25 protein-coding genes are annotated in these 25,347 nt (G+C 70.2%); 18 read left to right on the top strand and 7 right to left on the bottom strand.

Annotated features, from left to right (window positions below; translation table 11 throughout):
- Positions 1–6: 6 nt before the first annotated feature.
- From ACWD3H_RS05830 to mnhG, 7 genes are all read left to right on the top strand, one after another.
- Positions 7–684 (top strand): SRPBCC family protein, encoded by a 678-nt coding sequence (locus tag ACWD3H_RS05830; RefSeq protein WP_451954180.1) that lies wholly within the window; start codon positions 7–9, stop codon positions 682–684.
- A gap of 210 nt (positions 685–894) precedes the next feature.
- The gene (locus ACWD3H_RS05825; RefSeq protein ID WP_451954179.1) at positions 895–3,684 is read left to right on the top strand and encodes a Na+/H+ antiporter subunit A; all 2,790 of its coding nucleotides are present in this window, start codon (positions 895–897) and stop codon (positions 3,682–3,684) included.
- Positions 3,681–4,499, top strand: a complete 819-nt coding sequence (locus ACWD3H_RS05820; protein ID WP_355557956.1) for a Na(+)/H(+) antiporter subunit C — start codon at positions 3,681–3,683, stop codon at positions 4,497–4,499. The genes ACWD3H_RS05825 and ACWD3H_RS05820 overlap by 4 nt, the downstream gene beginning before the upstream one ends.
- Positions 4,499–6,103 (top strand): Na+/H+ antiporter subunit D, encoded by a 1,605-nt coding sequence (locus ACWD3H_RS05815; RefSeq protein ID WP_451954178.1) that lies wholly within the window; start codon positions 4,499–4,501, stop codon positions 6,101–6,103. The genes ACWD3H_RS05820 and ACWD3H_RS05815 overlap by 1 nt, the downstream gene beginning before the upstream one ends.
- Positions 6,100–6,660 carry a Na+/H+ antiporter subunit E gene (locus tag ACWD3H_RS05810; RefSeq protein ID WP_355557961.1) on the top strand — a complete coding sequence of 187 codons (561 nt, stop codon included), beginning with the start codon at positions 6,100–6,102 and terminating at the stop codon, positions 6,658–6,660. The genes ACWD3H_RS05815 and ACWD3H_RS05810 overlap by 4 nt, the downstream gene beginning before the upstream one ends.
- Positions 6,657–6,917 carry a monovalent cation/H+ antiporter complex subunit F gene (locus ACWD3H_RS05805; protein ID WP_350929445.1) on the top strand — a complete coding sequence of 87 codons (261 nt, stop codon included), beginning with the start codon at positions 6,657–6,659 and terminating at the stop codon, positions 6,915–6,917. The genes ACWD3H_RS05810 and ACWD3H_RS05805 overlap by 4 nt, the downstream gene beginning before the upstream one ends.
- A gap of 5 nt (positions 6,918–6,922) precedes the next feature.
- Positions 6,923–7,258 (top strand): monovalent cation/H(+) antiporter subunit G, encoded by a 336-nt coding sequence (gene mnhG / locus ACWD3H_RS05800; protein ID WP_350929537.1) that lies wholly within the window; start codon positions 6,923–6,925, stop codon positions 7,256–7,258.
- A gap of 274 nt (positions 7,259–7,532) precedes the next feature.
- Here mnhG and ACWD3H_RS05795 read toward each other — a convergent pair whose 3' ends face one another.
- Complete coding sequence (locus ACWD3H_RS05795; RefSeq protein WP_350956999.1) at positions 7,533–8,624, bottom strand: M20 family metallopeptidase; 1,092 nt, start codon at positions 8,622–8,624, stop codon at positions 7,533–7,535.
- Positions 8,621–9,691 (bottom strand): LacI family DNA-binding transcriptional regulator, encoded by a 1,071-nt coding sequence (locus ACWD3H_RS05790; protein ID WP_451954177.1) that lies wholly within the window; start codon positions 9,689–9,691, stop codon positions 8,621–8,623. The genes ACWD3H_RS05795 and ACWD3H_RS05790 overlap by 4 nt, the downstream gene beginning before the upstream one ends.
- A 208-nt stretch (positions 9,692–9,899) precedes the next feature.
- Between ACWD3H_RS05790 and ACWD3H_RS05785 the strand changes: the two genes are divergently transcribed.
- The 8 genes from ACWD3H_RS05785 (at position 9,900) to ACWD3H_RS05750 (ending at position 16,593) form a co-directional block, all read left to right on the top strand.
- A complete protein-coding gene (locus tag ACWD3H_RS05785) occupies positions 9,900–10,883 on the top strand; it encodes a substrate-binding domain-containing protein (RefSeq protein ID WP_355557969.1) in 984 nt (327 codons plus the stop codon).
- Between the two features lie 17 nt (positions 10,884–10,900).
- A complete protein-coding gene (locus ACWD3H_RS05780; protein WP_030923543.1) occupies positions 10,901–11,674 on the top strand; it encodes an ATP-binding cassette domain-containing protein in 774 nt (257 codons plus the stop codon).
- Positions 11,671–12,672, top strand: a complete 1,002-nt coding sequence (locus ACWD3H_RS05775) for an ABC transporter permease (RefSeq protein ID WP_030923544.1) — start codon at positions 11,671–11,673, stop codon at positions 12,670–12,672. The genes ACWD3H_RS05780 and ACWD3H_RS05775 overlap by 4 nt, the downstream gene beginning before the upstream one ends.
- Positions 12,669–13,721, top strand: a complete 1,053-nt coding sequence (locus tag ACWD3H_RS05770) for a phosphotriesterase family protein (protein ID WP_451954176.1) — start codon at positions 12,669–12,671, stop codon at positions 13,719–13,721. The genes ACWD3H_RS05775 and ACWD3H_RS05770 overlap by 4 nt, the downstream gene beginning before the upstream one ends.
- 10 nt (positions 13,722–13,731) lie before the next feature.
- Complete coding sequence (locus ACWD3H_RS05765; RefSeq protein WP_355557978.1) at positions 13,732–14,481, top strand: glutamine amidotransferase; 750 nt, start codon at positions 13,732–13,734, stop codon at positions 14,479–14,481.
- A 1-nt stretch (position 14,482) separates the two neighbouring features.
- Positions 14,483–15,415 carry a nucleoside hydrolase gene (locus ACWD3H_RS05760; protein WP_030923555.1) on the top strand — a complete coding sequence of 311 codons (933 nt, stop codon included), beginning with the start codon at positions 14,483–14,485 and terminating at the stop codon, positions 15,413–15,415.
- A gap of 72 nt (positions 15,416–15,487) precedes the next feature.
- Positions 15,488–15,655 (top strand): hypothetical protein, encoded by a 168-nt coding sequence (locus tag ACWD3H_RS05755; RefSeq protein WP_451954175.1) that lies wholly within the window; start codon positions 15,488–15,490, stop codon positions 15,653–15,655.
- Positions 15,656–15,693: 38 nt separating this feature from the next.
- Positions 15,694–16,593: a hypothetical protein gene (locus ACWD3H_RS05750; RefSeq protein ID WP_355557985.1), complete on the top strand. Its 900-nt coding sequence runs from the start codon at positions 15,694–15,696 to the stop codon at positions 16,591–16,593.
- Positions 16,594–16,615: 22 nt separating this feature from the next.
- Here ACWD3H_RS05750 and ACWD3H_RS05745 read toward each other — a convergent pair whose 3' ends face one another.
- The 4 genes from ACWD3H_RS05745 to ACWD3H_RS05730 are packed head-to-tail and all read right to left on the bottom strand — an operon-like array spanning position 16,616 to position 21,378.
- Positions 16,616–18,412, bottom strand: coding sequence for a glycoside hydrolase family 127 protein (locus ACWD3H_RS05745; protein ID WP_451954174.1), 1,797 nt, complete (start codon positions 18,410–18,412; stop codon positions 16,616–16,618).
- Complete coding sequence (locus ACWD3H_RS05740) at positions 18,405–19,190, bottom strand: carbohydrate ABC transporter permease (protein WP_355557991.1); 786 nt, start codon at positions 19,188–19,190, stop codon at positions 18,405–18,407. The genes ACWD3H_RS05745 and ACWD3H_RS05740 overlap by 8 nt, the downstream gene beginning before the upstream one ends.
- Positions 19,187–20,119, bottom strand: a complete 933-nt coding sequence (locus ACWD3H_RS05735) for a carbohydrate ABC transporter permease (protein WP_355557994.1) — start codon at positions 20,117–20,119, stop codon at positions 19,187–19,189. The genes ACWD3H_RS05740 and ACWD3H_RS05735 overlap by 4 nt, the downstream gene beginning before the upstream one ends.
- Entirely contained in the window at positions 20,116–21,378 is a 1,263-nt protein-coding gene (locus ACWD3H_RS05730) for an ABC transporter substrate-binding protein (RefSeq protein WP_355557996.1), read from the bottom strand. The genes ACWD3H_RS05735 and ACWD3H_RS05730 overlap by 4 nt, the downstream gene beginning before the upstream one ends.
- Positions 21,379–21,585: 207 nt before the next feature.
- Here ACWD3H_RS05730 and ACWD3H_RS05725 point away from each other — a divergent pair, with 207 nt between their 5' ends.
- Positions 21,586–22,614, top strand: a complete 1,029-nt coding sequence (locus tag ACWD3H_RS05725; RefSeq protein WP_451954173.1) for a LacI family DNA-binding transcriptional regulator — start codon at positions 21,586–21,588, stop codon at positions 22,612–22,614.
- 160 nt (positions 22,615–22,774) lie between these two features.
- Here ACWD3H_RS05725 and ACWD3H_RS05720 read toward each other — a convergent pair whose 3' ends face one another.
- Complete coding sequence (locus ACWD3H_RS05720) at positions 22,775–23,278, bottom strand: transposase (protein ID WP_451954172.1); 504 nt, start codon at positions 23,276–23,278, stop codon at positions 22,775–22,777.
- On the opposite strand from ACWD3H_RS05720, the gene ACWD3H_RS05715 reads away from it, so the two are divergent.
- Both ACWD3H_RS05715 and ACWD3H_RS05710 read left to right on the top strand, forming a co-directional pair.
- Positions 23,162–24,484 carry an RNA-guided endonuclease InsQ/TnpB family protein gene (locus tag ACWD3H_RS05715; RefSeq protein WP_451954171.1) on the top strand — a complete coding sequence of 441 codons (1,323 nt, stop codon included), beginning with the start codon at positions 23,162–23,164 and terminating at the stop codon, positions 24,482–24,484. The two genes, ACWD3H_RS05720 and ACWD3H_RS05715, sit on opposite strands and share 117 nt — an antisense overlap.
- 512 nt (positions 24,485–24,996) lie before the next feature.
- Positions 24,997–25,209 (top strand): DUF5999 family protein, encoded by a 213-nt coding sequence (locus ACWD3H_RS05710; RefSeq protein WP_451954170.1) that lies wholly within the window; start codon positions 24,997–24,999, stop codon positions 25,207–25,209.
- Positions 25,210–25,347: the final 138 nt, after the last annotated feature.

The raw sequence follows: 25,347 nt of genomic DNA, 5'->3' as shown, positions 1-25,347 counted from the left end.
GCTGATGTGAAGCTCGCAGGCAGTGCCGTGCTCGGCATCGACAGAGATCGTGTGTGGTCAGCGCTCCAGAACCCGGCCGTGCTCGTACGCACGATTCCGGGGTGCGAGCGCCTTGAGGAGACGGGCCCGGACACCTACCGGATGACCGTCACCGCGGGAGTGGCCTCCATCAAGGGCGTCTACCAGGGCGAGGTCGCCCTGTCGGAGCCCGAGGCTCCGGAACGGTTCGTGCTCAGGGCTCGCGGCCAGGGCGCCCCCGGCACCGTGGACGCCACGGTGCAGGTCCGTCTCAGCGAGGTCGAGGGCGGCACCCGGATCGACTACGACGCCGAGGCCGTGATCGGCGGCATGATCGGTGGCGTCGGCCAGCGCATGCTCGGCTCCGTCGCGAGGAAGACCGCGGGTGACTTCTTCTCCGCGGTGGAGAGCCACCTCGTCTCCGGCGTCTCCGTCGAGGCCCCCGTCGCCACGGTACCCACGGAGGCCGCCGCACCCACCGCACCCGCCGCGCCGGGAGTGACGGTCGAAGCCGGCCCCGCGCATGTCTTCGAGCGCCCGGCGAAACAGCCCAGAGCCGGAGTCCCCGCCTGGTCGCTCCTCGCCGCGTTCGGCATGGGCGCGGGCGTCGCGCTCGGCAGCGCGGTGATCGGCTGGCTGCTCGGCCGTACCGGCAGGAAGCGGTGACGTCGCTCACAAAAGGAGAGGGGTAAGCGCTTCCGCCGGCGGCGGTGCCGAGGGGTGTCAATGGCCCTGCCAGCAGGAACGTTCGAGGAGTCGATCATGCCTCGATGAAGGATCTACGGTGTCCGGGTCAGCGGTCCGCGCGTTTGACCAGGCAAACTTACGCCTTTTAGGATCCTGGCGTACGTCTGCCACGACGGGTCACGGGGGAACATGGAGCCGCTGCTGATCCTGCATGCCGTGGCGGCGATGCTCGCTCCGGCGCTGGTGCGCCGCTTCGGCAGGGCCGCGTTCCTCATGCTCGCCGTGCCACCGGCCTGCGGGTTCGGCTACACGATCTGGATCGCCCTGACCGGTATCCCCGTCGAGTCGCACCACGACTGGGCGCCCGGCCTCGGCCTGGGGCTGTCCTTCCGCGCCGACGCGCTGGCCCTGCTCATGATGGCCCTGGTCACGGGCGTGGGCGCGCTGGTCGTGCTGTACTGCTCGCGTTACTTCTCCGCGGGCGCCGAGGGGCTGGGCCGGTTCGCCGGGGTGCTCGTCGCCTTCGCCGGGGCGATGCTCGGGCTGGTGGTCGCGGACGACCTGCTGCTGCTGTACGTGTTCTGGGAGCTGACCACGGTCTTCTCCTACCTGATGATCGGCCACGACCCCGCCAGCAGGACCAGCCGCCGCGCCGCGATGCAGGCGCTGATCGTCACCACGTCCGGTGGCCTGGCGATGCTGGGCGGCATGGTCATGCTCGGCGAGGCGGCGGGAACGTACCGCATCTCGCGGATCGTGCAGAGCCCGCCGTCCGGCGGCCTGGTGGCGGTGGCGGTGGTGCTGATCCTGGTCGGCGCGCTGTCGAAGTCGGCGGTCTTCCCGTTCAGCATGTGGCTGCCCGCCGCGATGGCCGCGCCGACCCCGGTCTCGGCCTACCTGCACGCCGCGGCGATGGTGAAGGCGGGAATCTACCTGCTCGCCCGCCTGGGCCCGGCTTTCGGGGAACTCGCCACCTGGCGGTGGACCGCCGTACCCCTGGGCCTGCTCACCATGCTGCTCTGCGCCTGGCGGGCGCTGCGCGAACACGACCTCAAGAAGCTGCTCGCCTACGGCACGGTGAGCCAGCTGGGTTTCCTGACGGTGCTGTTCGGCGCGGGCACCCGCGACACCGCGATCGCCGGGGTCGGGATGCTGCTCGCGCACGCGCTGTTCAAAGCCTCCCTCTTCCTGGTCGTCGGCATCATCGACCACGCCACGGGCACCCGCGACCTGCGAGAGCTGAGCGGCCTGCGGCGCTCGGCGCCGTGGCTGGCCGCGGTCGCCACCGGAGCCGCCGCCTCGATGGCGGGCATCCCGATGTTCCTGGGGTTCGCCGGTAAGGAGGCCGCCTTCGAGTCGCTGCTGACCGGACGGGGCATCGACACGGTGGTGCTCGCCGGAGTCGTCCTCGGGTCGGCGCTCACCGCCGGCTACAGCGCGCGTTTCCTGTGGGGCGCCTTCGCCGCCAAGCCCGGTGTCGAGCCGGTGTCCGTGCACCCCTTCGGCGCCGCGCTGTTCCTGCCGCCCGCGCTGCTCTCCGTGCTCGGCCTCGCCGTCGCCCCGTTCGCCGCACGGTACGGCGAGGCGATGCGGAGCTACACCGACACCTTCCCCGGGCCCGGCCACGGCACCCACCTCGCGCTGTGGAGCGGCGCCCCGGTGCCGCTGCTGCTCTCGGCCGTCGCGCTGGCGGGTGGAGCGCTCCTCTTCCTGGCCAGGAAACCGCTGGCGCGGATCGGGGAGGGCCTGCACGTGATCGACTCCGGCCGGGCCTACTGGGGCCTGGTCCGCGGGCTGGAACGTTTCTCCCTGCAGCTGACCGGCGTCGTCCAGCGCGGCTCGCTGCCCGACTACCTCATGATCGCATTCGTCTCGGTGGCGGCGGTGGGGGTCTTCTCGCTGGCGTACGGCCCCGGACCCGACCTCCGGCTGGACGTGGTGGCCTGGGACCGCATCGAGCAGCCCGTCATCGGCGTGCTCATCATCGCCGCGACGGCCATCGCGCTCAGGGTGCGCTCCCACATCGTGCTCGTGCTGGTGGCCGGCCTGACCGGGTACGGCACGGCGCTGCTCTTCCTCGTCCACGGCGCGCCCGACCTGGCGCTGACCCAGTTCCTCGTCGAGACGCTGAGCCTGGTCGTGTTCGTGCTGGTGCTGCGGAGGCTTCCCCTCGGGCCGAGGGAGGAGCGGGGGCGGCTGTCGTTCGGCGCGCGGCTCACCCTCGGCATCGTGAGCGGTGTCGTGGTGGCGGGGGCCGGCATGTTCGCGATGAACGCGCGGCAGGCGACACCGATCGGCACGCTGATGGCCGAAGCGGCGAAGGAGGCCGGGGCCGCCAACATCGTCAGCGCGCTCCTGGTCGACATCAGGGCCTGGGACACCATGGGGGAGAGCTCCGTGCTCGTCGTGCTCACCCTCGGCATGACCGGCCTGATCTTCCTGCGCAGCCGCTCGTACGCGCCGCAACCCCCGCCGGAGAGAACCGGGGAGGAGCCCCGGACGTACTGGCTGGCGACCACCCTGCCGCCGGGGCAGCGGACGGTGGTCCTCGAGTTCGTGGCCCGGGTGACCTTCCACACCGTGATGCTGGTCTCGGTCTTCCTGCTGTTCACCGGGCACAGCGGGGTGGGCGGCGGGTTCGCCGGAGGCATCGTGGCCGGCCTCGCCCTGGTCCTGCGCTACCTCGCCGGAGGCAGGTACGAGCTGGCCGCCGCCGCACCGGTCGCCCCCGGAGTGATGATCGGGCTGGGGCTCCTGCTGTCCACGCTCACCGCGCTGGTGGGGCTGCTGGGCGGCGCCGGAGTGCTGGACATGCTCTCCGCCGACCTGTACGTCCCGCTGGTCGGCAAGCTGCACCTGTCGACGGTGCTCCTGTTCGACCTCGGGGTCTACATCACGGTGATCGGCATGGTGCGGGACATCCTGCGCAGCCTGGGCGCCGAGCTGGATCGGCAGATCGACGAGGGGGAGGGCCGGTGACCGCGCCCGTGCTGCCGCTCCTGGTGGTCGCCGTGCTCGTGGCCGCGGGGGTCACGCTGCTGCTGGAGAGGAGCCTGGTCCGGCTGCTGGCCGGCGTCATCCTGCTCAGCAACGGGGTGAACCTGCTGATCCTCACCGTGGGCGGGCCGCCGGGAGAACCGCCGATCCTGGGCGCCTCCGACCCGGAGCGGATGGCCGACCCGCTGCCGCAGGCCATGGTGCTCACCTCCATCGTCATCACGCTGGGCGTCACCGCCTTCCTGCTTGCCATGATCCATCGATCCTGGCAGCTCACCGGCGCCGACGAGGTGCAGGACGACACCGAGGACCGCCGGGTGCGGCTGCGCGCCAGGCAAGGCGAGCTGAGCCAGGCCGTGCTCGACCGGCAGGCGGCGTACCAGCGACTGGTCCGCGAGCAGCGCGCCGAGCTGGCCCGGCTGGAGGAGGAACACCACGAGTGGGAGCGCAGGGAGGCCGAGGAGCTGGAGCAGCGGATCCTGGACGTCAACGTGGACCTGGGCCACTGGTTGCAGGAGCACAAGAACGACGGCCTGTCCGCCGAGCGGCTCGCCGAGCGTTTCGCCGAGGCCCAGCAGGCGGAGGACGTCTCCAAGGAGGGCCAGGAGAGGCGCCTCCGTGAGGTGCGCGCCGAGTTCGACCGCAGGCAGCGGGAGCAGGCGGCGCGTGAGCGTGAGATCCGCAAGAGGCTCCGCGCCCGCCAGCGCGATGCCCGCAGGCAGATGCGCGCCGCGATCCGGGAGGACCGGGCACGACAGGCCAGGGCGGAAGATCCCGAGCTGGAGGGGGAGGACTGATGGAGGCGCTGATCCCGGTGCCCGTGGTGCTGCCGCTGCTGGCCGTCGGTCTCAAGCTGGCCATCGGCCAGAGGCTGCGCAGGTTGCAGGCGCTCATCAGCGTGGGCACGCTCACGGTGGTGCTGCTCGTGTCGCTGGTCCTGCTGTTCGCGGCGGATCAGCAGGGGCCGCTGGTGGCCCGGGCCGGGGGCTGGGGCGCGCAGATCGGCATCGCGCTCGTCGCCGACCGGCTCTCCACGCTGATGCTGGCGGTCTCCTCCGCGGTGACGCTCTGCGTGATGATCTACTCGCTCTCCCAGTCCTGGGCCGACCAGGAGTACAAGGCCTCACTGTCGATCTTCCACCCGGCTTACTTGATCATGGTCGCCGGAGTGTCGGACGCCTTCCTCTCCGGGGACCTGTTCAACCTCTTCGTCGGGTTCGAGATGCTGCTCGGCGGCTCGTACGTGCTGCTGACCTTCGGCGGGACCGAGTCCCGCATCCGGGCGGGCGCCACCTACACGGTGATAGGACTGGCCTCGTCACTGCTGTTCCTGGTCGCGATCGCGGTGGCCTACGGCGCCACGGGCACCGTGTCGCTGGCGCAGCTGGCCGAGCGCTTCTCGGTGCTGCCCCAGCATGTCAGGCTGCTGGTCGAGTTGACGCTCCTGCTGGTCTTCGTGGTCAAGGCCGCGATCTTCCCGATGTCGGCGTGGCTGCCCGACTCGTATCCGACCGCGCCCGCCCCCGCGACGGCGCTCTTCGCCGGGCTGCTCACCAAGGTCGGCGTCTACTCGATCATCCGGCTGGAGGCACTGCTGTTCCCCGGCGGTCCGGTGGGCGACATACTGATGTGGGCGGCGCTGCTGACCATGCTCGTCGGGGTGCTCGGGGCGGTGGCGCAGACCGACATAAAACGGATGCTCTCCTTCACCCTGGTCAGCCATATCGGCTACATGGTGTTCGGAGTCGCCCTGTTCAGCGTCCAGGGCATGGCGGGTGCCATCTTCTACGTGGCCCACCACATCACCGTGCAGACGAGCCTGTTCCTGGTGACCGGCATGATCGAGCGCCGCACCGGCACCACCTCCCTGGACGGTCTCGGCGGTCTGGCGAAACTGACACCCGTGATCGCGGTGCTCTTCTTCGTGCCCGCGATGAACCTGGCGGGCATCCCGCCGATGTCAGGCTTCCTGGGCAAACTCGGGTTGATCCAGGCGGGAGTGGCGGACGGCGGTCCGATGGCCCTGACCCTGGTCGCCGGAGGGCTGGTGACCAGCCTGCTCACCCTGTACGCGGTGGCCACGACCTGGAACAAGGCGTTCTGGCGGGTGCCGCCCGCGGGAATGGTCACCGAGGGGGGAACCGTGCTGGAGACCCAGGAGGACACCCAGGAGGACGGGGACGGAGCGGACCCGAAGCCCGCCACCGGGGCCGCCGACGAGGCGATCGTCACCTCCGTCACCATGCCGAAGCTCATGTTCGCCTCCACGGCCGCCCTGGTGGCGCTGGCCCTGTCCTTCACCGTGCTGGCCGGCCCGCTGTCCGCCCTGTCGGAGCGGGCCGCGGAGGAACTGCTGGCCCGCGAACCGTACATCTCCGCGGTGCTCGGCGGTGAGCGGTGAGCGAGCCCCGCCCGACGTTCATGGTGCTGCGGCTGCTGGGCAGGCCCGTGCCGCTGCCGCAGGTGCTCTGGCTGACGCTGATCTGGCTGCTGCTCTGGGGAGACCTGAGCGTGGGCAACGTGCTCGGCGGCCTGCTGGCCGGGCTGGTCCTCGTGTGGCTGCTGCCCCTGCCGATCCAGGACACCGGCATCCGGCTCCACCCTGTCAAGATCCTGCTGTTCCTCATCCGCTTCTTACGGGACATGGTGATCTCCAGCTTCCGGGTGGCCTTCTGGGCGCTGAGACTGGGCAAACCGCCGCCGGTCCAGTTCGTCGAGGTGAGACTGCGCGCCTCGTCGGAGCCGATGGCGGTGCTGGTGACGGTGGCGCTGTCGGCGCTGCCGGGCAGCCTGGTGCTGGAGGCGAACGTCCGGGAGAGAACGCTCCTGCTCCACGTGCTCGGCGTGCCCGGTGACCCGTCGACGGTCAGCCAGGTCACCCAGGATGACGTGACCCGGTTGGAGAACCGCATCGTGGCCGCCTTCGGCACTCGCGCGGATCAGGAGGAGGTGCGATGACGACGGTTTACCTGATCGCTCTGGGACTGCTCGCCGCCGCGGCGGCGATGACGCTCTACCGCCTGGTGCGCGGTCCGACGATGCTGGACCGCGCCGTCGCGCTGGACGTGCTCACCGCCGTCGTCATCTGCGCGATCGGGGCGGGGGCGGCGACCTACCGGGAGTACTCGATGCTGCCCGTGCTGCTGGTGCTCTCCCTGCTGGGGTTCGTCGGCTCGGTCTCGCTGGCCAGGTTCTTCTCCGGGCGTGCCCGGTGACCGCGATGGACGTGGCCGCGGCCGTCTGCCTGCTGCTGGGGGCGACGCTGGCGTTCGCGGCGGGGGTGGGCATGGTCAGGTTCCCCGGCACCCTGGCGCGAATGCACGCGGCGACCAAGCCCCAGGTGCTCGGCCTCCACCTCATCCTGCTCGCCATGTGGCTGCGCGACCCCAGCTGGAAGATCGCCGGCGTCATCATCCTGGTCGCCGTCTACCAGGTGGTGACGGCCGCGGTGGCCGCCTACATGGTGGGAAGGGCCGCCTATCTCACCGCGAAGCCGCAGGACGACGGCGACGACGGCACGGCCGTACCGTCTCCCGGCGACGCTCGCGCCCAGTAGTGCTCTGTCAGGTGTCAGGGAGTCCTCACCGGTTCACCGGACGGTCCCGGCCGTCCGGTGAACGTGGGTGGACATCGCACCGGCGGAGGCGGAGCCGGCAAGCGCAAGGGTCGGAACCCGAGTCCGGCAGGCATCTACCGGGCCTTGGCCGAACACACCAAGCGCGAGGTGTGTCCGGACGTCGTCGCACGGGCCGAGGCTGAGTTCACCGAGCTCCAGGTGCGTGCCTGACCGGCTGCGTTACCGCAGGTCAGGCAAATTCCCCCGATTTTTGTTACGACGGCAACCCCGCCAGGGCGCCGGTGTAGATCTCGACGGCCTCCTCGATCCGGGGAGTCTCGCAGTACTCGTCGGTGACGTGTGCCTGCTCCGGCTCCCCGGGGCCGCAGATCACGGTGGGTACTCCGCCGCAGGCGGCGACCAGCACCGAGGCGTCGGTGAAGTAGCTGGCGGCCGGTCGGTCGCCTGGGGGGCGGGCCCCCGCGGTGAGCAGGGCCCGCACGAAGGGGTCGTCCGGGTCGGTCCACACCGAGGGCAGGTCGGTCAGCACCTCCAGCGAGGTCTCCCCGCCGAGCCTCTCCCGGAGCCGCTCGCGTAGCTCCGCGTGGTCCTGGCCGGTGACCGTGCGTATGTCGACGGTCGCCTCGGCGAGGTCGGGGACGGAGTTCACGTTGATCCCGCCGTGTACGGTCCCCACGTTCGCGGTCGGCGCGCCGAGCCAGGGGTGGGGGGGAACGCCGGGATCGAAGCGCTCGACGGCGCCGATGGCGCGGGCCAGCTTGTAGATCGCGTTGTCACCCAGGTGGGGCATCGAGCCGTGAGCGGTCCGGCCTTGGGCGGTCGCCTTCAGCCAGAGCGCGCCCTTGTGCCCGAGCAGGGCGCGGTTCGCGGTGGGCTCGGCCACCAGCAGTCCCCGGGATCGGCTGACCAGCCCACGGGCGATCATGTCGATCGCGCCCTCGCAGCCGGTCTCCTCTCCCGCGGTGAGGACGATCTCCAGCGCCACCCGGCGGCCCGGCCCGCGCGCGTGCCGCTCGGCGGCGACGACCAGCGCGGCCACTCCGGCCTTCATGTCGCTCGACCCCCGCCCGTAGAGCCGGTCGCCGTCCACCTCGGCGGCGTGCGGCTCGTGCGTCCATGCCTGGCCGCCCAGCGGAACCGTGTCGAGGTGGCCGGTGAGGGTGACGGGCATGCCCGTTCCCCACCGGGCCACCAGTCCGGTACGGCCGGGCGCGTGGTCGTGCGCCCGCACCTCGAAACCGGCGGCCTCCAGCCGGCGGGCGAGCGGCTCGGCGACCGCGGCCTCGCCACCGCCCACCGAGTCGATCCTGATCAGCTCGCGGGTCAGTTCCACGACGTCGGTCATGTCGTTTCCTTGTCTTCCTGACCGTCCCCGGTCATGGTTCCTCCGGCTCCGGCGGTGACCACGCCCCTGGTCACGGGGCGGCTGGTCTGCCGTACGACGAGCCGGGGGGCGATCGCGATGCGCTGCGCGGGCCGTGGATCGCCCACCCGTACCTGGTTCAGCAGACGTACCGCCTCGGCTGCCATCTCCTCCACGGGCTGGCGCACCGTGGTGAGCGGCGGGTCGCACATCGCCGCGTGGCCGACGTCGTCGAACCCCACCACCGATATCTCCTCGGGAACCCGTACACCGCCGAGCCGCAGTGCCCGCAGCAGGCCGACCGCGATCTCGTCGTTTCCGCAGACCACCGCGTCCGGCAGGGCGTCGCCGGCGAGCAGCGCCTGCCCGGCCTCGAAGCCCCAGGCGAGGGTGAACTCGCCGAGCAGCGGCGGCAGGGAGGCGATCCCGGCACGGGCTGTGGCGAGCTGGAAGCCGGCCAGCCGCAACCTCGCGGAGGAGTTCATCAGGCGGCTGCTGACGAAGACGACGGAGCGTGCTCCTCCGGCGACCACGTGGTCGACCGCCTGGGCCAGCGCCGAGTCGTCGTCCACGCCGACCCAGTCGGCTCCGCCGCCCTCGATGTAGCGGTCCACCTGTACCAGGGGCACCTGCCGGGCTGCGTTCAGCACGGCCGGCGCGCTGGCCTCAAAGTCGCACGGGCTGATGATCAGGCCGTCCACCCGCCGGGCCAGCAGCGTGTTCAGCCGCCGGGCCTCGATCTCGGGTGTGTACAGGGAGGCGCACAGCAGCAGGTCATGTCCGGTCTTCTGGAGCTGATGCTCCACCGACTCGACGATCGTGGTGAAGAACGGGTTGCCGATGCCGGGAACGATCATGCCGATTGTTCCGGTGGTCTGGTCGCGCAGTGCCTTGGCGATGGCGTTCGGCCGGTAGCCCAGCTCGGTGGCGGCCCGGGTGACCCGCTCGGCCACCTCGGCGGTGACCTTGCGACGCCCGGACAGGGCACGCGAGGCCGAGGCCACGGAGACGCCGGCCGCTCTGGCCACGTCGTGGATTGTCACGCCCATGTTGTGTAATCGATTTCCCTGGTCGCGCTGAGGATAACCGGCCGCCTCCCCGTCATGTGAGCTCGCTCATGTGCGGGTTGTTAGAACCATAGAGCGTCCGCGGCCTTACGTCACCTTGACGGGAGTTTGCCCTGGTCGCTACCATCCCCGGACATTGGTAATCGATTACCAACCCCCCGCTGTATCAGCGTCTCGAAAGGCTGATTCGATGGCACGACCGACTCGCTTCACCCGCCTGACCGCCGTCACGGCGATCCTTGCCACCGGCCTGCTGGCCGCGGCATGTGGCGGCACGGACGCCTCCGACACCGCGCCCTCGGCCGACGGCGGAGAAAAGCCGAAGATCGGCTTGGTGCAGATCAACCAGCAGGCGATCTTCTTCAACGAGATGAACGCCGGCGCCCAGCAGGCCGCGAAGGAGGCGGGCGTCGACCTCACGATCTTCAACGCCAACGACGACCCGGTGAAGCAGAACGAGGCCATCGACAACTTCGTCCAGCAGCAGTTCGACGGCGTCATCGTGGTGGCCATCGACGTCGAGGGCATCAAGCCCGCCGTCAAGATCGCCAAGGACGCGGGACTGAAGGTCGTGGCCGTCGACGCGATCGTGGACTCCCCGGCGGTCGACACCCAGGTGGGCGTGGACAACGAGGCCGCGGCCAAGCAGATGGGCACGTTCGTCAACGAGTGGGCCAAGAAGCAGAACGTGGCCGCGCCGAACATCGGCGTGGTCGGCGCGCTCAACTCCTTCATCCAGAACGTGCGCAAGGACGGCTTCAACTCGACCGTCGAGGCGGCCGGCGCCAAGATCGTCCAGACCGTGGACGGGCAGAACAAGCAGGAGGCCGCCCTGGCCGCCGCCGAGAACCTGCTCACCTCGCGCTCGGACCTCACGGCCGTGTACGCCACCGGAGAGCCCGCGCTGCTCGGCACGGTGGCCGCGGTGAAGTCGCAGAACGCGAGCGACCGGGTCAAGGTCTTCGGCTGGGACCTCACCGCGGAAGCGATCGGCGGCATCGACGCCGGCTTCGTCGCCGGAGTCGTGCAGCAGGACCCCAGGACCGAGGGCTACGAGGCGGTCAAGGAGGTCAAGGCGCTGGTCGGTGGCGCGCAGGCCAAGAAGACCATTGATGTGCCCGTCACGATCGTGACCCAGGAAAACGTCGACAAGTACCGTTCCACGTTCAAGTGAGCGGCGGAGAGACCCCTATGACCGACTACGAGGCGACCGGCGCGGACCGTGTGGTCATGCGCGACATCCGCAAACGCTACGGAATGGTCGACGCACTGCGCGGGGCCAATCTGCGGGTCGGTGCGGGCGAGGTGGTGGGACTGGTCGGCGACAACGCCGCCGGCAAGTCCACCCTGATGAAGGTGCTGGCGGGCACCGTCGTGCCGGACTCCGGGCAGATCGTCTTCGATGGCCGCCAGGTGTCCTTCGCCACCCCCCGCGACGCTCGCGAGCTGGGGATCGAGATGGTCTACCAGGACCTCGCGCTCTGCGACGACATCGACGTGGCGGGCAATCTGTTCCTCGGCCGTGAACCGCGCCGGGCCGGTGGCCTGCTGCTGGACATCAAGCGGATGCACGAGGACGCGCGCCGGCAACTCGACGCGCTCAACATCCGGATCCCTCTCACCGATATCCCGGTGGGAGGGCTCTCCGGCGGCCAGCGGCAGGCGGTCGCCATCGCCCGCGCGGTCACCTTCGGCCCCAAGCTGCTCATCCTCGACGAGCCCACGGCCGCGCTCGCCGTCGCCGAGGTCGAGACCGTGCTGGAACTGATCAAGACCGTCTCCTCCCAGGGGGTCTCGGTGATTCTGATCACCCACCGCCTCCAGGACCTGTTCCGGGTCTGCGACCGGCTCTGCGTGATGTACGAGGGGACGCTCCGCGCCGACCTCGACGCCCGCACCACCAGCCTGGAGCGGCTCGTGTCGGAGATCGTCGCCCACGACCAGCCCGAGGGAGCGCGGTCATGACCGTCACCAGTGAGAGGGTGGTCACCACCCGATCGGCCCGGCTCACCGCCCACATCGGCAGTCACGCCCAGACCATCGCCATCGGGGCCGTGCTGGTCCTGCTGCTGATCTTCTTCTCGTTCTCCGCCGACCGCTTCGCCAGCGTCGGCAACCTGCTCAACCTGATCCGGCAGATCTCCCCGACCCTGATCGTCGCGGTCGCGATGACCTTCGTGATCAGCACCGCCGGCATCGACCTGTCGGTCGGCTCGACGGTCGCGCTGTCCGGATCGTTGCTGGCGATCGTCCTGCAGCAGGGCTGGGACCCTACCCTCGCGCTCATCGCGATCCTCGCGCTCGGCGCGGCGATCGGGTTCGTCAACGGCTGGTTCTCCTCCTACCAGGGCATCCCGGCGTTCATCGTCACCTTGGCCATGCTCTCGATCCTGCGGGGCACCGCCCTGCGCGCGACCGAGGGGTACTCCACTCCGATCGACGGTGAGTTGTGGATCGTCCAGCTAGGCCAGGGCCGCATCGCCGGAGTGCCGGTGCCGGCCATCCTCGCCGTGGTGATCGCGCTGCTCGGCTGGCTGGTCCTGACCCGCACGCCGTTCGGCCGCTACGTGGTCGGTCTCGGCTCCAACGGTGAGTCGCTGCGCCGTACCGGTGTGAACACCCGCAGGGTCGGGCTCACCGTCTACGTGCTGGCCGGCCTGGCCGCCGCGCTTGCCGGAGTGCTGATCGCCACCCGGCTCAGCTCCGGGTCGTCGAACGCGGGCACCGGGTTCGAGCTGGAGGTCATCACGGCCGTCGTGCTCGGCGGGACCAGCCTGTTCGGCGGACGGGCCAGCATGCTCGGCACCATCTTCGGCGCGCTCACCCTCGGCGTCATCGCCAACGGCCTGGTGCTGCTGCACGTCTCGCCGTTCTACGTGCAGATCGTGCAGGGCAGCATTCTCCTGCTGGCCATCTTCGCCAACAACAAAATGTGGGCGAGGTTCGGCGCGGTGCGGAAATGACCGGCCGGGCCGACGCGACCGCGACCACGGTGCTCGGCGAGGTGCCCGTCGCCGAGCTCGGCATCACTCTCTGCCATGAGCACCTGCGCAACGACGGCGCCAGCGCCTGGCACCCCGCCCCCGAGGGCGACGCCGAGGGTGAGCTGATCGCCGGCTCGCCGGTGCGGATGGAGTTCCTCGGCCGGCTGAGGCTGGACCCCTACCTCTCCCGCGACAACGTGTCCCTGGACGACACCGGTGTGGCGATCGAGGAGGTGGCCCGATTCGCGGCCCGTGGGGGCCGCACCGTGCTGGACGTCACCCCGGAGGGCATCGGCCGCGCTCCGGCGGAGCTGGTCCGCATCGCCCGTGCCACCGGCCTGAACATCGTGATGGGCTGCGGCTTCTACCTGGAGCGCACCCACCCGGCCCGGGTTCGCGGCATGAGCGCCGCCGACGTCGCCGACGAGATCGAGCGAGATCTGGTCGACGGCGCCGGGGGAGTACGTGCCGGGGTGATCGGGGAGATCGGGATCTCCCCGGACTTCACCCCGGCCGAGGAGAAGGTGCTCCGCGGCGCCGCCCGAGCCCAGGCCCGCACCGGCGCGCCGCTCTCGGTGCACCTGCCCGGGTGGGTACGGCACGGCCACCGGGTGCTCGACGTCGTCGCCGAGGAGGGCGGCCTCCTCACGGCCACCGTGCTGTCGCACCTGAACCCCAGCCTGCGTGAGCGCGACTACCAGGTGTCCCTCGCCGCCCGGGGGGCCTACCTCGGATACGACATGTGCGGCATGGACTACCTCTACCCCGGCGAGGGCCAGTCGCCGTGCGACGAGGAGAACGCCGCCGCCGTCGCCTGGCTGGTCCGTGCCGGCCTGGGCGGCCGGTTGCTGCTCTCCCAGGACGTGTTCCTCAAGACCATGCTGGTCCGGTACGGCGGAACCGGCTACGCGCACATCCTCACGCATTTCGTGCCGCGCCTGCACCACCACGGGCTGACCCCCGAGGACACCGACCGGCTGCTCGTCGCCAACCCGCGCGAGCTCTTCACCACCCCGAAGATCCCCTGAAGGAGACAATATGACCCGCGTGCTGGTCGCCGGCGAGTCGTGGATGAGCGTGTCGACCCACTACAAGGGGTTCGACGCGTTCACCACGACGACCTACCACACCGGCTTCGAGCCGCTGCGCGACGTACTGGTGGCAGACGGCATCGAGGTCGACCATCTACCCGCGCACGACGTGCCCAAGCTGTTCCCCGGGACGTTCGAGGAACTGGCGGCCTACGACGTCGTCGTGCTCTCCGACATCGGCGCCAACAGCATCCTGCTGCACCCCGATACCTGGCTGCACAGTAGGAAGTCGGAGAACCGGCTCGACCTGCTGGCGAGCTGGGTGGAGCAGGGCGGCGGCCTGGCGATGGCCGGTGGCTACCTCAGCTTCCAGGGCATCGAGGCGAAGGCGGCCTTCCGCGGCACCCCCGTGGAGCGGGTGCTCCCCGCCCGGATCTCTCCCTACGACGACCGGGTGGAGGCCCCGCAGGGTCTTCCGGGCGTCGTCGTCGATCCGACCCATCCCATCGTGGACGGGCTGCCCTCCGACTGGCCCGACCTGCTCGGCTACAACCGCTTCGAGGTCCCCGAGGACGCCCGGCTGCTCGCCACCGTCGGCGCCGACCCGCTGCTCGCCGTACGGCAGGCGGGGGCGGGCCGCACTCTCGCCTGGGCCTCCGACATCGCCCCGCACTGGTGCCCCGAGGAGTTCGTCACCTGGGATGGTTACCGCACCCTCTTCACCCGGGCCGTGCGCTGGCTGGCGAAGGAGATCTGACATGCCGATCCCGGTGATTCTCGACTGTGATCCGGGGCACGACGACGCCCTGGCCATCCTGCTGGCGGTGGCCGACCCGGCGATCGACCTGCGCGCGGTCGCCACCGTCGCCGGCAACCAGACCGTGGCGAAGACCGCCCTCAACGCGCGGCGGATGCTCAGCCTGGCGGGGGTGACCGGGGTGCCGGTCGCGGCCGGTTGCGACCGGCCGCTCGCCGGCCCGCTGGAGATCGGCGACTATGTGCACGGGGAGAGCGGGCTGGACGGCCCGGCCTTCGGCGAGCCCGACGTGCCCCTCGATCCGCGCCACGGTGTCGAGCTCATCCACGACACGCTCGCCGCCGCCGACGAACCGGTGACGGTCGTGGCCATCGGGCCGCTGACCAACATCGCCACGCTGCTGCGCCGCCATCCCGGCGACCGCGACCGGATCCGCGAGATCGTGATCATGGGTGGTTCCACCGAGCGCGGCAACCACACGCCCTACGCCGAGTTCAACATCTACGCCGACCCGGAGGCCGCGGCGGAGGTGCTCGGCAGTGGCATCCCGACCACCTGGGTGGGGCTCAACGTCAGCCACCAGGCGCTCGTCACCACAGACGTGCTCGACCGCATAGCCGCGCTCGGCACCCCGCTGGCCCGTGTCTGCGTGGAACTTCTCACCTTCTTCGGCTCCAGCTACCACCAGACCTGGGGATTCGAGGCGCCCCCGCTGCACGATCCGATCACCGTCGCCTACCTGATCGATCCCGCGGTCCTCACGCATGTCCGGGTGGGTCTGCGGGTCGAGCTGGATGGTGAGCACACCCGGGGCGCCACCGTGGCCGACCTGCACGGCCGGATGGACTGGGAGCCCAACGCGAACGTCGGAACCGTACTCGACCGGGACCGGTTCTGGGACATCATGATCGGTGCGATCGACACTCTCGGCTGACGCTCGGACACCGGCCGGGGGCCGCCGCGCGGTCTTCGGCCGCCCGCGTGACACGTGGGCGGCCGAAGAGCGATGCCGTTCCCCAGCGGGCCGGTGCGCGACCTGATCATGCTGGCCGGGGTGCTCGGGGCGGTGGCGCAGACCGCTGTCGAACGGATGCTCTCCTTCACCCCGCTCGGCGACATCGGCGTACCTCGCCGTGTCACCGCAGGACGACGGCACGGCGGTAGCGCCCGGTGACGCTCGCGCCTAAGGATCTCCCGGCGTACCGTGTCGGTATGCGTGAGGGACGTGCGGAGGACGCGAGGACCGAGGCCAGACGACTGATCCGTGACCTACTGGGCGAGGAGCGGCCGGACGCCGCCCTGCTGCTGGGCGAGGCGGGAGCGGCGCTGGGCGCCGGCCGTGTCGCGCGTTCCGTCGAGCTCGCCCGAGGCGCCCCCCTCACCCGCAGATCCACCGAGCTCGCCGCGCTGGCCGCCCTGCTGGTCGGAACCCGCGAGCTCGGCGAGCGGTGGTGGCGGCGCGAGCGCGGCGGCAAGCTGCCCGCGCCGGACGAGGTGCTGTGGAGCTCCACCGCGATCGAACCGTGGACCGACCTGACGGTTCTGGAGATGCTCGCCGCCTGGATCGCCGACGACGCGGCGGACGAGACCTGGGGCCGCCCCGCCGCCGTCACCGACCTCAACTCCTGGCAGGCCGAGGACCGGGTCGAACTGCCACCCGACGCGCGCCCCGGCCAGCGGATCGTGGTCTCCTTCGACGCGGGCGGCCGCCTCGACGCGCTGGTGCTGCGCCGGGCGGACGACGAGCTCGGTTCCAACCTCGACTTCGACTCCCTGCGCTACTCCCGTCCCGCCGAGGCCCAGTGGAGCTGGGGCGTCGCCGCGGGGCTGGGCCCGCACCGGCTGGACGAGCATCCCGACCCGTACGAGCAGCCGGTCGACACCGAGGCCGCCGAGACCCTGCACACCTGGGCGCTGCGCCAGGGCGCCTCCGCGGAACAGGCGGGTGCGGTCTGGCGCAACAGGGGCGACGTCATCGCCGCCATCGAGCGGATCGACTGGATGTGGCGCAGCGGCGAGTGGTTCGCCTGGTGGCGCGGGGTCTCGGCCCTGGTCGACGGCGAGCCGGAGCAACTGGCCGCCCGGCTGAGGGAGATCGCCGACGCCTCCTAGATGACCGTCTGCGGCGTGGAGATCAGGTCAGCGGCAGCCACACGCGCATGCTCGCGGGGCCCCGGTTGCCCCAGCGGTGATAGGGGACCAGCCGCAGGGACGTCTGCCGGCCCGCGGCCGCCCGCCGATCGGCCCGGTACGGCCAGGCGTCGTCTTCAGGGGCCGTCAGGCAGGCCGGGACGTCCAGTTCGACGGCCCCGTCGACGTGCCGCTCGACCGGCGTGAGGGGTTCCACCGTGACCTGCGCCAGCGGAGGCTCGTCGCCGGTGGACTCGGCGCAGTAGACGAGTGGGCCGCGTTCGACGGCGGCGCACCCGCGGACCGCGTCCACCCGCCGGTCGGGGAAGGTCCAGCGGGGCCGCATCGGCAGGTCGAGCCGGATCCGGTCTCCCGGCCGCCAGTCGGCCTCGGCCGTGGCGTAGCCGGGCTCGGCCGGACGCGACACGCCGCCGTAGCTCAGGGTCGCGCCCTGAGCCCAGGGCGGTACGCGCAGCGAGATCCGGCCGGCCCGGCCCTCGACGACGTGCGCGGTCACCGTGCCAGACCAGGGGTAGTCCGTCTCGATCCGGAGCGCGAGACCGTCGTGGCGGATCTCGCCGGGCGTGTAATGGTGGATGCGCAGGGCGTCGCCGTCCGCCGCGGCCAGGTAGGCGGGGAGCGAGGCGAGGGTACGGGCGATGTTGTTGGGGCAGCACGACACGTCGAACCAGGGCGAGCGCAGGCCCCCCTCGGAACCGTGGTTGACCCCCTCGCGCGGCTCGGCCGGGACCCGTACCTGCAGCGGGTTGACATAGAAGAACGAGCGCCCGTCCAGCGCCACCGCCGTGGCGAGCACGTTGTACATGGTCCGCTCGGCCAGGTCGGCGTAGCGCACGTCGCCGGTGGCCAGCAGCAGCCGGTGCGACAGCATGATCGAGGCGATGCAGGCGCAGGTCTCGGAGTAGGCGCGGTCGGCCGGCAGCTCGAAGTCCTCGCCGAAGGCCTCGTCCGAGTGGTGCGAGCCCACCCCGCCGGTCAGGTGGACGCGCCGGGCGACGGTGCGCTCCCACTGTGTCTCGACCGCCCGCAGCAGCTCCGTGTCACCGGTCTCGACGGCCACGTCCACCGTGCCGCAGGCGAGATAGAGGGCGCGCACCGCGTGCCCGCGGAACACCCGCGCCCGCCGCACGGGCAGATCGTCCTGGAAGTACGCGGGATGGAACTGGATCTCACCGAGGGCGGGCCTGCCGCGCCGCTCGACGAACCTGCGGGCCATCTCCAGGTAGCGCTCGGTCCCGGTGACGCGGTACAGCTCGACCAGCGCCGTCTCCACCACGGGATGACCGCAGGTCTCCTCGGTGTCCATGAAGCGGGCGCAGACGTGGTCGGCGGCCCGGCGGACCACCTCGGTCAGCGTGTCCTCGCCGTGCGCGCGGAGCCGGGCGACGCCTGCCTGGATCAGGTGGCCGTAGCAGTACAGCTCGTGGCCCCACTCGAAGTCGGTGTAGCGCCGCCCGCTCCAGCGGGTGTTGAGGTAGCCGTCCTCCTCCTGCGCCCGCGCCACGGTCGCGGCCAGCTCGTCCAGGGCGGGATGGTCCGACCAGGCCATCCCCTCCAGCAGCTTGTAGATCTCCGAGTCGGAGAACTCCCGGCCCCGGCGGGGAGTCACGCCGCGGAAGTTGCCGATCCAGCCGACCCGTTCCATCCACTCCTGGCAGTGGGCGATGACGACCTCGCGGTTGAGCGCCATCCGGTCACCCCAGAAACCCGGGGTGAGCCGTACGGCATCGAGGCCGAGCGGGGACAGTACCCCCGCCGAGGGCATGACGGGACTAACCACGCAGGGCTCCTGACATGAATCCGCGCACGTAGTGGCGCTGGAGGACGATGAAGAGGATCAGGCAGGGCACGGCCATGACCATGACGCCGGCCTGCAGCATGCCGTAGTCGACGGCGCCGAACGTGCGCTGGGTCATGCTGACCACGGCCACCGGCAGGGTGAAGTTCGCACCGTCGTTGAGCAGGATGAGCGGGGCGAAGAAGTCGTTCCACGAGGCCAGGAAGGCGAACAGGCCGACCGTGACCAGGGCGGGCCGCACCGCGCGCAGCAGGATGCGGGCGAAGGCGCGGAACGTGCCGCAGCCGTCGACGAGGGCGGCCTCCTCCAGCTCGCGCGGGATCGCCTCGAAGGCGTTGCGCATCATGAACAGCGCGAACGGCAGCTGGAACATCACGAAGACGAGCGCGAGCCCGATCAGCGAGTTCTGCAGCCCGATGTAGCCGAGCAGGACGTAGAGCGGGATCAGGATGGTCGCGTACGGCACCATCAGGATCGCCAGCGTGGCGAGGAAGAGCAGGTTCTTGCCGGGGAAGTCGAAACGGGCGAAGGCGTAGCCGCCCAGGGCGGAGACGCCCAGCGTGCCGGCGACGGTCATCGCCGAGACCAGCACGCTGTTGGTCAGGTAGGTGCCGACGCCCTCGCCGAAGCGGGCCATCTCCAGGTAGTTCCCGGCCCCGCCGTCGAAGGAGGACCAGCCGCTCCACAGCAGGGGGAACAGGAAGAGCACCGCCAGGGCCGACATCGTGGTGTAGTAGGGCGTTCTCACCGGTCTGCTCACTTCGACCTCCCGAGCACCCGCATCTGCAGGGCGTTGAGCGCGACCAGGGCGACCAGCAGCACGACGGACAGCGCCGCGGCGCCGCCCAGATCGAAGCGGAAGAACGCGTCGCGGTAGACGACCATGACCATGGAGACCGTGCTGTTGTCCGGGCCGCCGTTGGTGAAGATGAAGAACTGGTCGAAGGCGAGCAGGGAGCCGGTGACGCTGAGGACGAGCATCAGCGCGAGCGTGGGACGGAGCAGCGGCAGCGTGATCCTGGTGAAGATCTGCCAACGGCTGGCGCCGTCACTCCTGGCCGCCTCGTAGACCTCGACCGGGATCGACTGCAGCCCGGTGAGCAGGATGAGCATGTTGAACCCGGCGAACCGCCACAGCACCAGCGCGATCGTGGAGAACAGCGCCATGTTCGGGGTTCCGGTCCACCGCACCGGCTCGTCGGTGAGGCCCAGGGCCCGCAGGATCGGGTCGATCGGCCCGAAGTCGTTGTTGAGCATGCCGTAGAAGAGCAGCGCCGCCGCGGCGAAGCCGACCGCACCCGGCAGGAAGAACGCGGTACGGAAGAAGCCGACACCGGGCCTGCGCTCCTGCACCAGCAGGGCCAGGCCGAGCGCCACGGCCGACAGCAGCACGGTCGTGATGGCGGTGTACTTCAGCGTGAAGCCCACCGCGTCGAGGAAGAGGGGATTGTCGGCGATCTTGAGGTAGTTGTCCGGCGCGTTGAACGTCGCCCGGCCGAGCAGCGGCCAGCGGTTCAGCGACATCCAGACGACCAGTGCCAGCGGTGCCAGGAACAGCACGCCGACGATCAGGGCGGTCGGGGCCGCGTAGACCCAGCCCTGCGCCCGCCGGGTCCGCCACCAGGGGGGCGGTGCCGGGACGACTCCCCGCACCGCCTTCCCGTCATGCCTGGTCAGTGTCACCGTCATTGCTGCAGCGACTTGGTGATCTCGGAGTTGAGCTGGGCGACCTTGCCCGCGTCGCCGAACACGGCCTCTCTGGCCAGGCGCAGCCACGGCCCCTGCGGGTCGTTGAAGGTCTGCCCGAACCGCAGCGCGTACGGCGTCTGCCCCTTGGCGACCATGGAGTTCATCAGCACCACCCTCGGGTCCTGGGCGGAGTACTTGTTGTCGGCCAGATCGGTGCGGGCTGGAATGTCCTTGTTCTTGGCCATGACCTCGACCTGTGCCTCGTCGGAGACCGTCCAGGACAGGAAGTCCCAGGCGGCGTCGGCGTTCTCGCTGGTCGACGAGATGCCGACCGAGTCACCGCCGACGAAGGTGGACTCTCCGCCGTCGGGGCCGGCGATGGGCGCGACGCCGACCCTCATCTCCTTCGGTATCGAGCCGAGCGTGGTCGAGGGCATCGGCATCACGCCGATCTCCCCCTTGGGGAAGAAACCGGTCCAGGTCGGTCCCTGCTCCTCCTTGGCGGTCGGGCCGGTGACGCCCTTGGCGTAGAGGTCGCGGTAGATCTTGAACACGTCCGTCATGGCGGCCTGGTCGTTGAGCGAGGTCGTGCCCTCGGTGTCCATGACCTGGGCGCCCGAGGCCCACACCGACGGCCAGAAGGTGAACACGTAGCAGCCGCCGCAGTTGCCGCCGAAGAAGGTGCCGTGCACCTTGCCGTCCTTGCCGAGCTTCTCGTCGACGACCGTGGCCTGCTCGGCGAACTCCTTCAGCGTCGTGGGCCCCTTCTCGGGGTCCAGCCCGGCCTTCTCGTACAGGTCCTTGTTCCAGAACCAGACGGACAGGTCCAGGGTGTGCGGGAGCGTGTACGAGCGGCCGTCCAGCGTGCCCAGCCTGATGTGCGAGGGGGCGAGCTTGTCCTTGTAGGGCAGTGCGGCGATGCGGTCGCTGATGTCCAGGTACAGGCCCTGCGAGGTGTAGTTGGGGACGAAGATCACATCTGCCGCGAACACGTCGGGCAGCTGCTTCGCCCCGGCCGCGGCCGCGATGCGCGGCTGGTAGTTGTCCGTCGGGATGACCGTCAGCTTCACCTGGTTCTTGTGGCTCGCGTTGTACGCCTTGACCAGCCGCTCGCTCTGCGCCTGCGTCGCGGCGCGCGTCCACATGGTGATCGTGGTGGCCTCATCGGCGGGAGCGGCGGTTTTCTCGCTCCCGCCGCAGGCCGCCGCTGTTGTTAGCGCTAACAATACGATGGCGGTCATCCCGACGCGTGGCTGCATGGTCTTCTCCTCTTCCGGCATCCCCCGCGACGCACGAAATTGAACTAAAAGGTTTTCGGAAACGTAAAAGAAACATCAGACCGTGTCAATCCCCTGCTAGCAGGAGGCTGACCTTGCTGTTGGGTGAGGGTGAGGGCTACCCTCTGGGGGGCCACCATCGCGATGGCCGATCCTGCTGACAAGGTGTAAAGAAAAGGATTTCGTCAGATGGCTGGCAGGCGGTCACGTGCGGTGACCATCAGTGACGTGGCCTCGCTGGCCGGCGTGTCGATCGCCACCGTGTCCAAGGCACTCAATGGGAAGGACAACGTCAGGGCCGACACCCGGCAGCGCGTGCTCGAAGCGGCCGAACAGCTCTCCTTCCGGCCGAACGCGCTCGCCAAGAACCTGCTGACCGGGCAGAGCCGTACGGTCGGCCTGTTGACCAGCGACAGCGCCGGGAGATTCGGGATCCCCGTCCTTCTCGGCGCGGAGAACGCCTTCGGCGCGGGGGAGATGGCGGTGATGCTCTGCGACGCCCGCGGCGACGTCATCCGCGAGCAGCACCACATCCGCATGCTCCTGTCCCGGCGGGTCGACGGCCTGATCGTGGTGGGGGAGAGCACCAACCCGCGCCCCTCCATCAGCCGTGACCTGCCGGTTCCCGTGGTGTACGCCTATGGTCCCTCCGACGACGCCGACGATGTCTCCTTCGTGCCCGACGACGTGGGCGGCGCGATGCTCGCCGTACGGCACCTGCTGGCCACCGGGCGGCGCAGGATCGCCCATGTCACCGGTCCCACGGACTACAAGGCCGCGATCGACAGGGCCGAGGGCGTGCGGCGAGAGCTCGCCGAGGCCGGTCTCGAACAGGCGGGCGAGACCCTCTTTGGTGCCTGGTCCCAGCGGTGGGGGCGGCAGGCGGCCGAGATGCTGCTGATGGCGCAGCCCGACCTCGACGCGGTGTTCTGCGGCAGTGACCAGATCGCCGCGGGCTTCATGGAGACGGCCAGGGAGCGCGGCCGGCGCCTGCCCGCGGACATCGCGGTGATCGGCTACGACAACTGGGAGGTGCTGTCGGCCGAGACCCGCCCGCTGCTCACCAGCGTCGACCCGAACCTGGAACGGCTGGGGCACACGGCCGCGCAACACCTGTTCGCCGCCATCGACGGGAAGGTCGCCCCCGGCATCCACACCATGCCCTGCCGGCTCGTGATCCGCGACTCCACCGCACCACCCGGCTCTTCACCGGGCTGAGCAGGCTGTCCTACACGCCGAACGCCGGCGCCAGATTGCACGTCGCGGCGGTGCCGACCACCCGGGCCCCGGTCGACGCAGTTCACTGGGGTCGGTGGACCGGAGAGACGGAAGGCGGGGGATCGGCAGCCGCGAGGGTTCTCGTGCCCGAGGGCGGAACTCATCCGCGGTGACCCGGGCGGCCTGGCCGATCGCCAGGTCGACGTCGATGCGCCGGGTCGCGTGCAGCTGCTCGGTCCTGGCGAACAGCGCCACCGCGTACCTCCCGCCGCGGGGATACTCGGCGAACCCCGGGACACCGCCGACGACGCCCGAGACGGCACCGTCGCTCGGGCCTCGTCCCTGGTCCGTCGTCTACCTCGAAGTCGGCGCGGACCTCGCGCATGAGTTCCTCGCAGCGGGCCGGCATCGGGTCGGTGAACACCCCACGCCGGTACTTCGTCACGAACACCACGCGTGCGTGGAGGTTGCAGGCAACACGGCGTCCGGTGCGTATCTCGGGTTGGATTCCACGGCGGTGACGTAAACCGAAGGATACGATCACGGTGTGGAGTTGGTGAGGCAGGCTCGTGCGCACGTGGCGCGACTCGATCTGGGCGCAGAGCAGGTGGCTGTGCTGGACGCTCAGGCGCACACCGCCCGCGCGCTGTGGAACCTGCTGCATGAGTACTTCACCTTCCGCCAAGGCCGGTTCGCGACGTTGAAGGACTGCGACGCGGCGATCCGCACAGCCCGCCGCGAGATCGACTGGATGGGACAACTACCCGCCCAGGCGGCACAAGCGGTGCTGAAAACGTATCGGCAGGCGTGGGCGAACTTCTTCAACCCCGACCATCCGGCCAAGCGGCCCACGTTCAAGGGCCGCCTACGGACCCGGTTGGCCGTGGACGTCCCCCAAGCCCGCGATCTGCAGATCAAGCGGGTCAACCGGCGCTGGGGCGCGATCAACCTGCCCAAGGTCGGGCGGGTACGGTTTCGGTGGACCAAGGACCTGCCCGGCCTCACCAGGGGCGGCCCTGCCGGGCGGATCACCGGAGCGCGGCTGGTCAAGGATGCCCACGGCTGGCAGGTCGTGTTCCGCACCCAAACCCTCATCGCGCCGACCCCTACCGTGCACCCAGGCCACACGGTAGGGATCGACCGGGGCATCACCGTCGCCCTGGCCCTGTCGGACGGCACCATGCGTGAGCACGCACCCTGGCTTCGCAACGGCGAGAAGGAACACCTGCGCCGGCTGGAGAAGAAGTCGGCCCGCCAGCGGCGCACCCGCCATCGTGCTGAGCCGGCCTCGCATCGGCTGGCCCGCACCTACGACCAGATCGCCCGGCTGCGCGCGAGAGCCAAGCGCCGAGCCGTCGACTGGCAGCACCAGACCACCACCGAACTCGCCGCTACCTTCGGCGTGGTCGTGGTGGAGGACCTGAAGATCACGAACATGGTCCGCTCGGCCAAAGGTACGGTCGAGGCCCCCGGCGTGAACGTCGCGCAGAAGGCCGGGCTGAACCGCTCCATCGCCGGGCAGGCGTGGGGCCGGACGGTCACCCTGCTGGAGTACAAGACCTCCGAGCGGGGCGGCCAGGTGGTGAAGGTTCCCGCGCGGGGGACCTCGCAGACCTGTCACCGGTGCGGTCACTGTGACCCGGCGGCCCGGGATAAGGTACGCCTGCGCCAACCTCGCGTGTGGTTGGGTCGGGCATGCCGACACCAACGCCGCGATCAATATCAAGAACGCCGTCGGAACGCCGGTGTCAGGACGTGGAGACCTCGGGGTTACCCGGTCTGCGAAGCGTCAACCCCCGCGCGCCGCTTGACCGCGACGCGACGGGAGAGTCTCCGGCCCCCAGGCCGGGGAGGAGTTCAAGCTCCTTGACATCCTCCCGGCCGCCGGTCCGGTGCGGTGTGACACGAGGAGTTCGACGCCTGTCACATCGCCCCGGCGCCGACCGCGTCCGGCCGCGATTTCCTCGCCACGGTCGGCAGGTTCCGCCTGGTATCAAGGGGACCTCTCATCGCAAAGAATGCTCTACCAGGACAAGACTCTGGCTCTATCGACGATGGGCATGTACGGGTGTAGACAAAGGTTAATTAGCACCAAGAAGGCGACAAATTAACAACTTGTTTGCTCAGGGAACGCCGCTAGAAGATCCCGCGTCATGTTCGGGTCATCGGACAGACGGACGCGGTGACGCCGGCGGGGGAGTCCGCGGTCGCCACCGGGGCTGCCCACCAGAACCTGGTCGCGTTGGAGCACACGAAGTGCCGGCGCGGATGCGAAGGCGAGATTCCGTGAAGCCGATGCGAGGTCGGCCGGGAAGGTCGTCCGCGCCGTCTCCCGCTGAGCCGGGAGTTCTTCCCGCAGACAATCAAGATCGGAGCAAGACCGTGTGCCAGCACATACCCCCCTGTCCGTCCGCGGACGCTTTTGACCATGAGGCGGCGCGTCTCTTGGTCTCTCACCCAGAGCAGGGGTGGGGGCTGCTCTGCAACGGCGTGGTGGTCTTCGATGACACCGGGGAGCTTATGCCCGACGGACGTAGCATTCCCGCCCATCGTGACATTCCCGCCCATCACGGCCACTGCGTCGGGGCGGCGTGAGAGCGTTCGCCGCTCCAGCCTCCCCTGTGGCCGCCGCTATGGCCGCCGACCCGTCCCCGCACCGGGGGACGGCGCCCCGGCGGCTTTTTTCCGTCCCGGTCCCGGCGCCCGGGGCATGGCAGCCGACCGGCGATCGGC

Source organism: Streptosporangium sp. NPDC002607 (genome assembly GCF_053592655.1).
Note: the sequence above shows the minus strand (reverse complement) of the source record. Positions and strands in the feature narration are given on the sequence as shown.

Bases quoted from the DNA above. Each gene is read 5' to 3' on its own strand.
- ACWD3H_RS05720 (WP_451954172.1), bottom strand. From the start codon at position 23,278: ATGCAGCAGGTTCCACAGCGCGCGGGCGGTGTGCGCCTGAGCGTCCAG.
- ACWD3H_RS05735 (WP_355557994.1), bottom strand. From the start codon at position 20,119: ATGACGGTGACACTGACCAGGCATGACGGGAAGGCGGTGCGGGGAGTC.
- ACWD3H_RS05825 (WP_451954179.1), top strand. From the start codon at position 895: ATGGAGCCGCTGCTGATCCTGCATGCCGTGGCGGCGATGCTCGCTCCG.
- ACWD3H_RS05760 (WP_030923555.1), top strand. From the start codon at position 14,483: ATGCCGATCCCGGTGATTCTCGACTGTGATCCGGGGCACGACGACGCC.
- ACWD3H_RS05755 (WP_451954175.1), top strand. From the start codon at position 15,488: ATGCCGTTCCCCAGCGGGCCGGTGCGCGACCTGATCATGCTGGCCGGG.
- ACWD3H_RS05815 (WP_451954178.1), top strand. From the start codon at position 4,499: ATGGAGGCGCTGATCCCGGTGCCCGTGGTGCTGCCGCTGCTGGCCGTC.
- ACWD3H_RS05725 (WP_451954173.1), top strand. From the start codon at position 21,586: ATGGCTGGCAGGCGGTCACGTGCGGTGACCATCAGTGACGTGGCCTCG.
- ACWD3H_RS05730 (WP_355557996.1), bottom strand. From the start codon at position 21,378: ATGCAGCCACGCGTCGGGATGACCGCCATCGTATTGTTAGCGCTAACA.
- ACWD3H_RS05770 (WP_451954176.1), top strand. From the start codon at position 12,669: ATGACCGGCCGGGCCGACGCGACCGCGACCACGGTGCTCGGCGAGGTG.
- ACWD3H_RS05765 (WP_355557978.1), top strand. From the start codon at position 13,732: ATGACCCGCGTGCTGGTCGCCGGCGAGTCGTGGATGAGCGTGTCGACC.
- ACWD3H_RS05780 (WP_030923543.1), top strand. From the start codon at position 10,901: ATGACCGACTACGAGGCGACCGGCGCGGACCGTGTGGTCATGCGCGAC.
- ACWD3H_RS05805 (WP_350929445.1), top strand. From the start codon at position 6,657: ATGACGACGGTTTACCTGATCGCTCTGGGACTGCTCGCCGCCGCGGCG.
- mnhG (WP_350929537.1), top strand. From the start codon at position 6,923: ATGGACGTGGCCGCGGCCGTCTGCCTGCTGCTGGGGGCGACGCTGGCG.
- ACWD3H_RS05775 (WP_030923544.1), top strand. From the start codon at position 11,671: ATGACCGTCACCAGTGAGAGGGTGGTCACCACCCGATCGGCCCGGCTC.
- ACWD3H_RS05790 (WP_451954177.1), bottom strand. From the start codon at position 9,691: ATGGGCGTGACAATCCACGACGTGGCCAGAGCGGCCGGCGTCTCCGTG.
- ACWD3H_RS05785 (WP_355557969.1), top strand. From the start codon at position 9,900: ATGGCACGACCGACTCGCTTCACCCGCCTGACCGCCGTCACGGCGATC.
- ACWD3H_RS05795 (WP_350956999.1), bottom strand. From the start codon at position 8,624: ATGACCGACGTCGTGGAACTGACCCGCGAGCTGATCAGGATCGACTCG.
- ACWD3H_RS05750 (WP_355557985.1), top strand. From the start codon at position 15,694: ATGCGTGAGGGACGTGCGGAGGACGCGAGGACCGAGGCCAGACGACTG.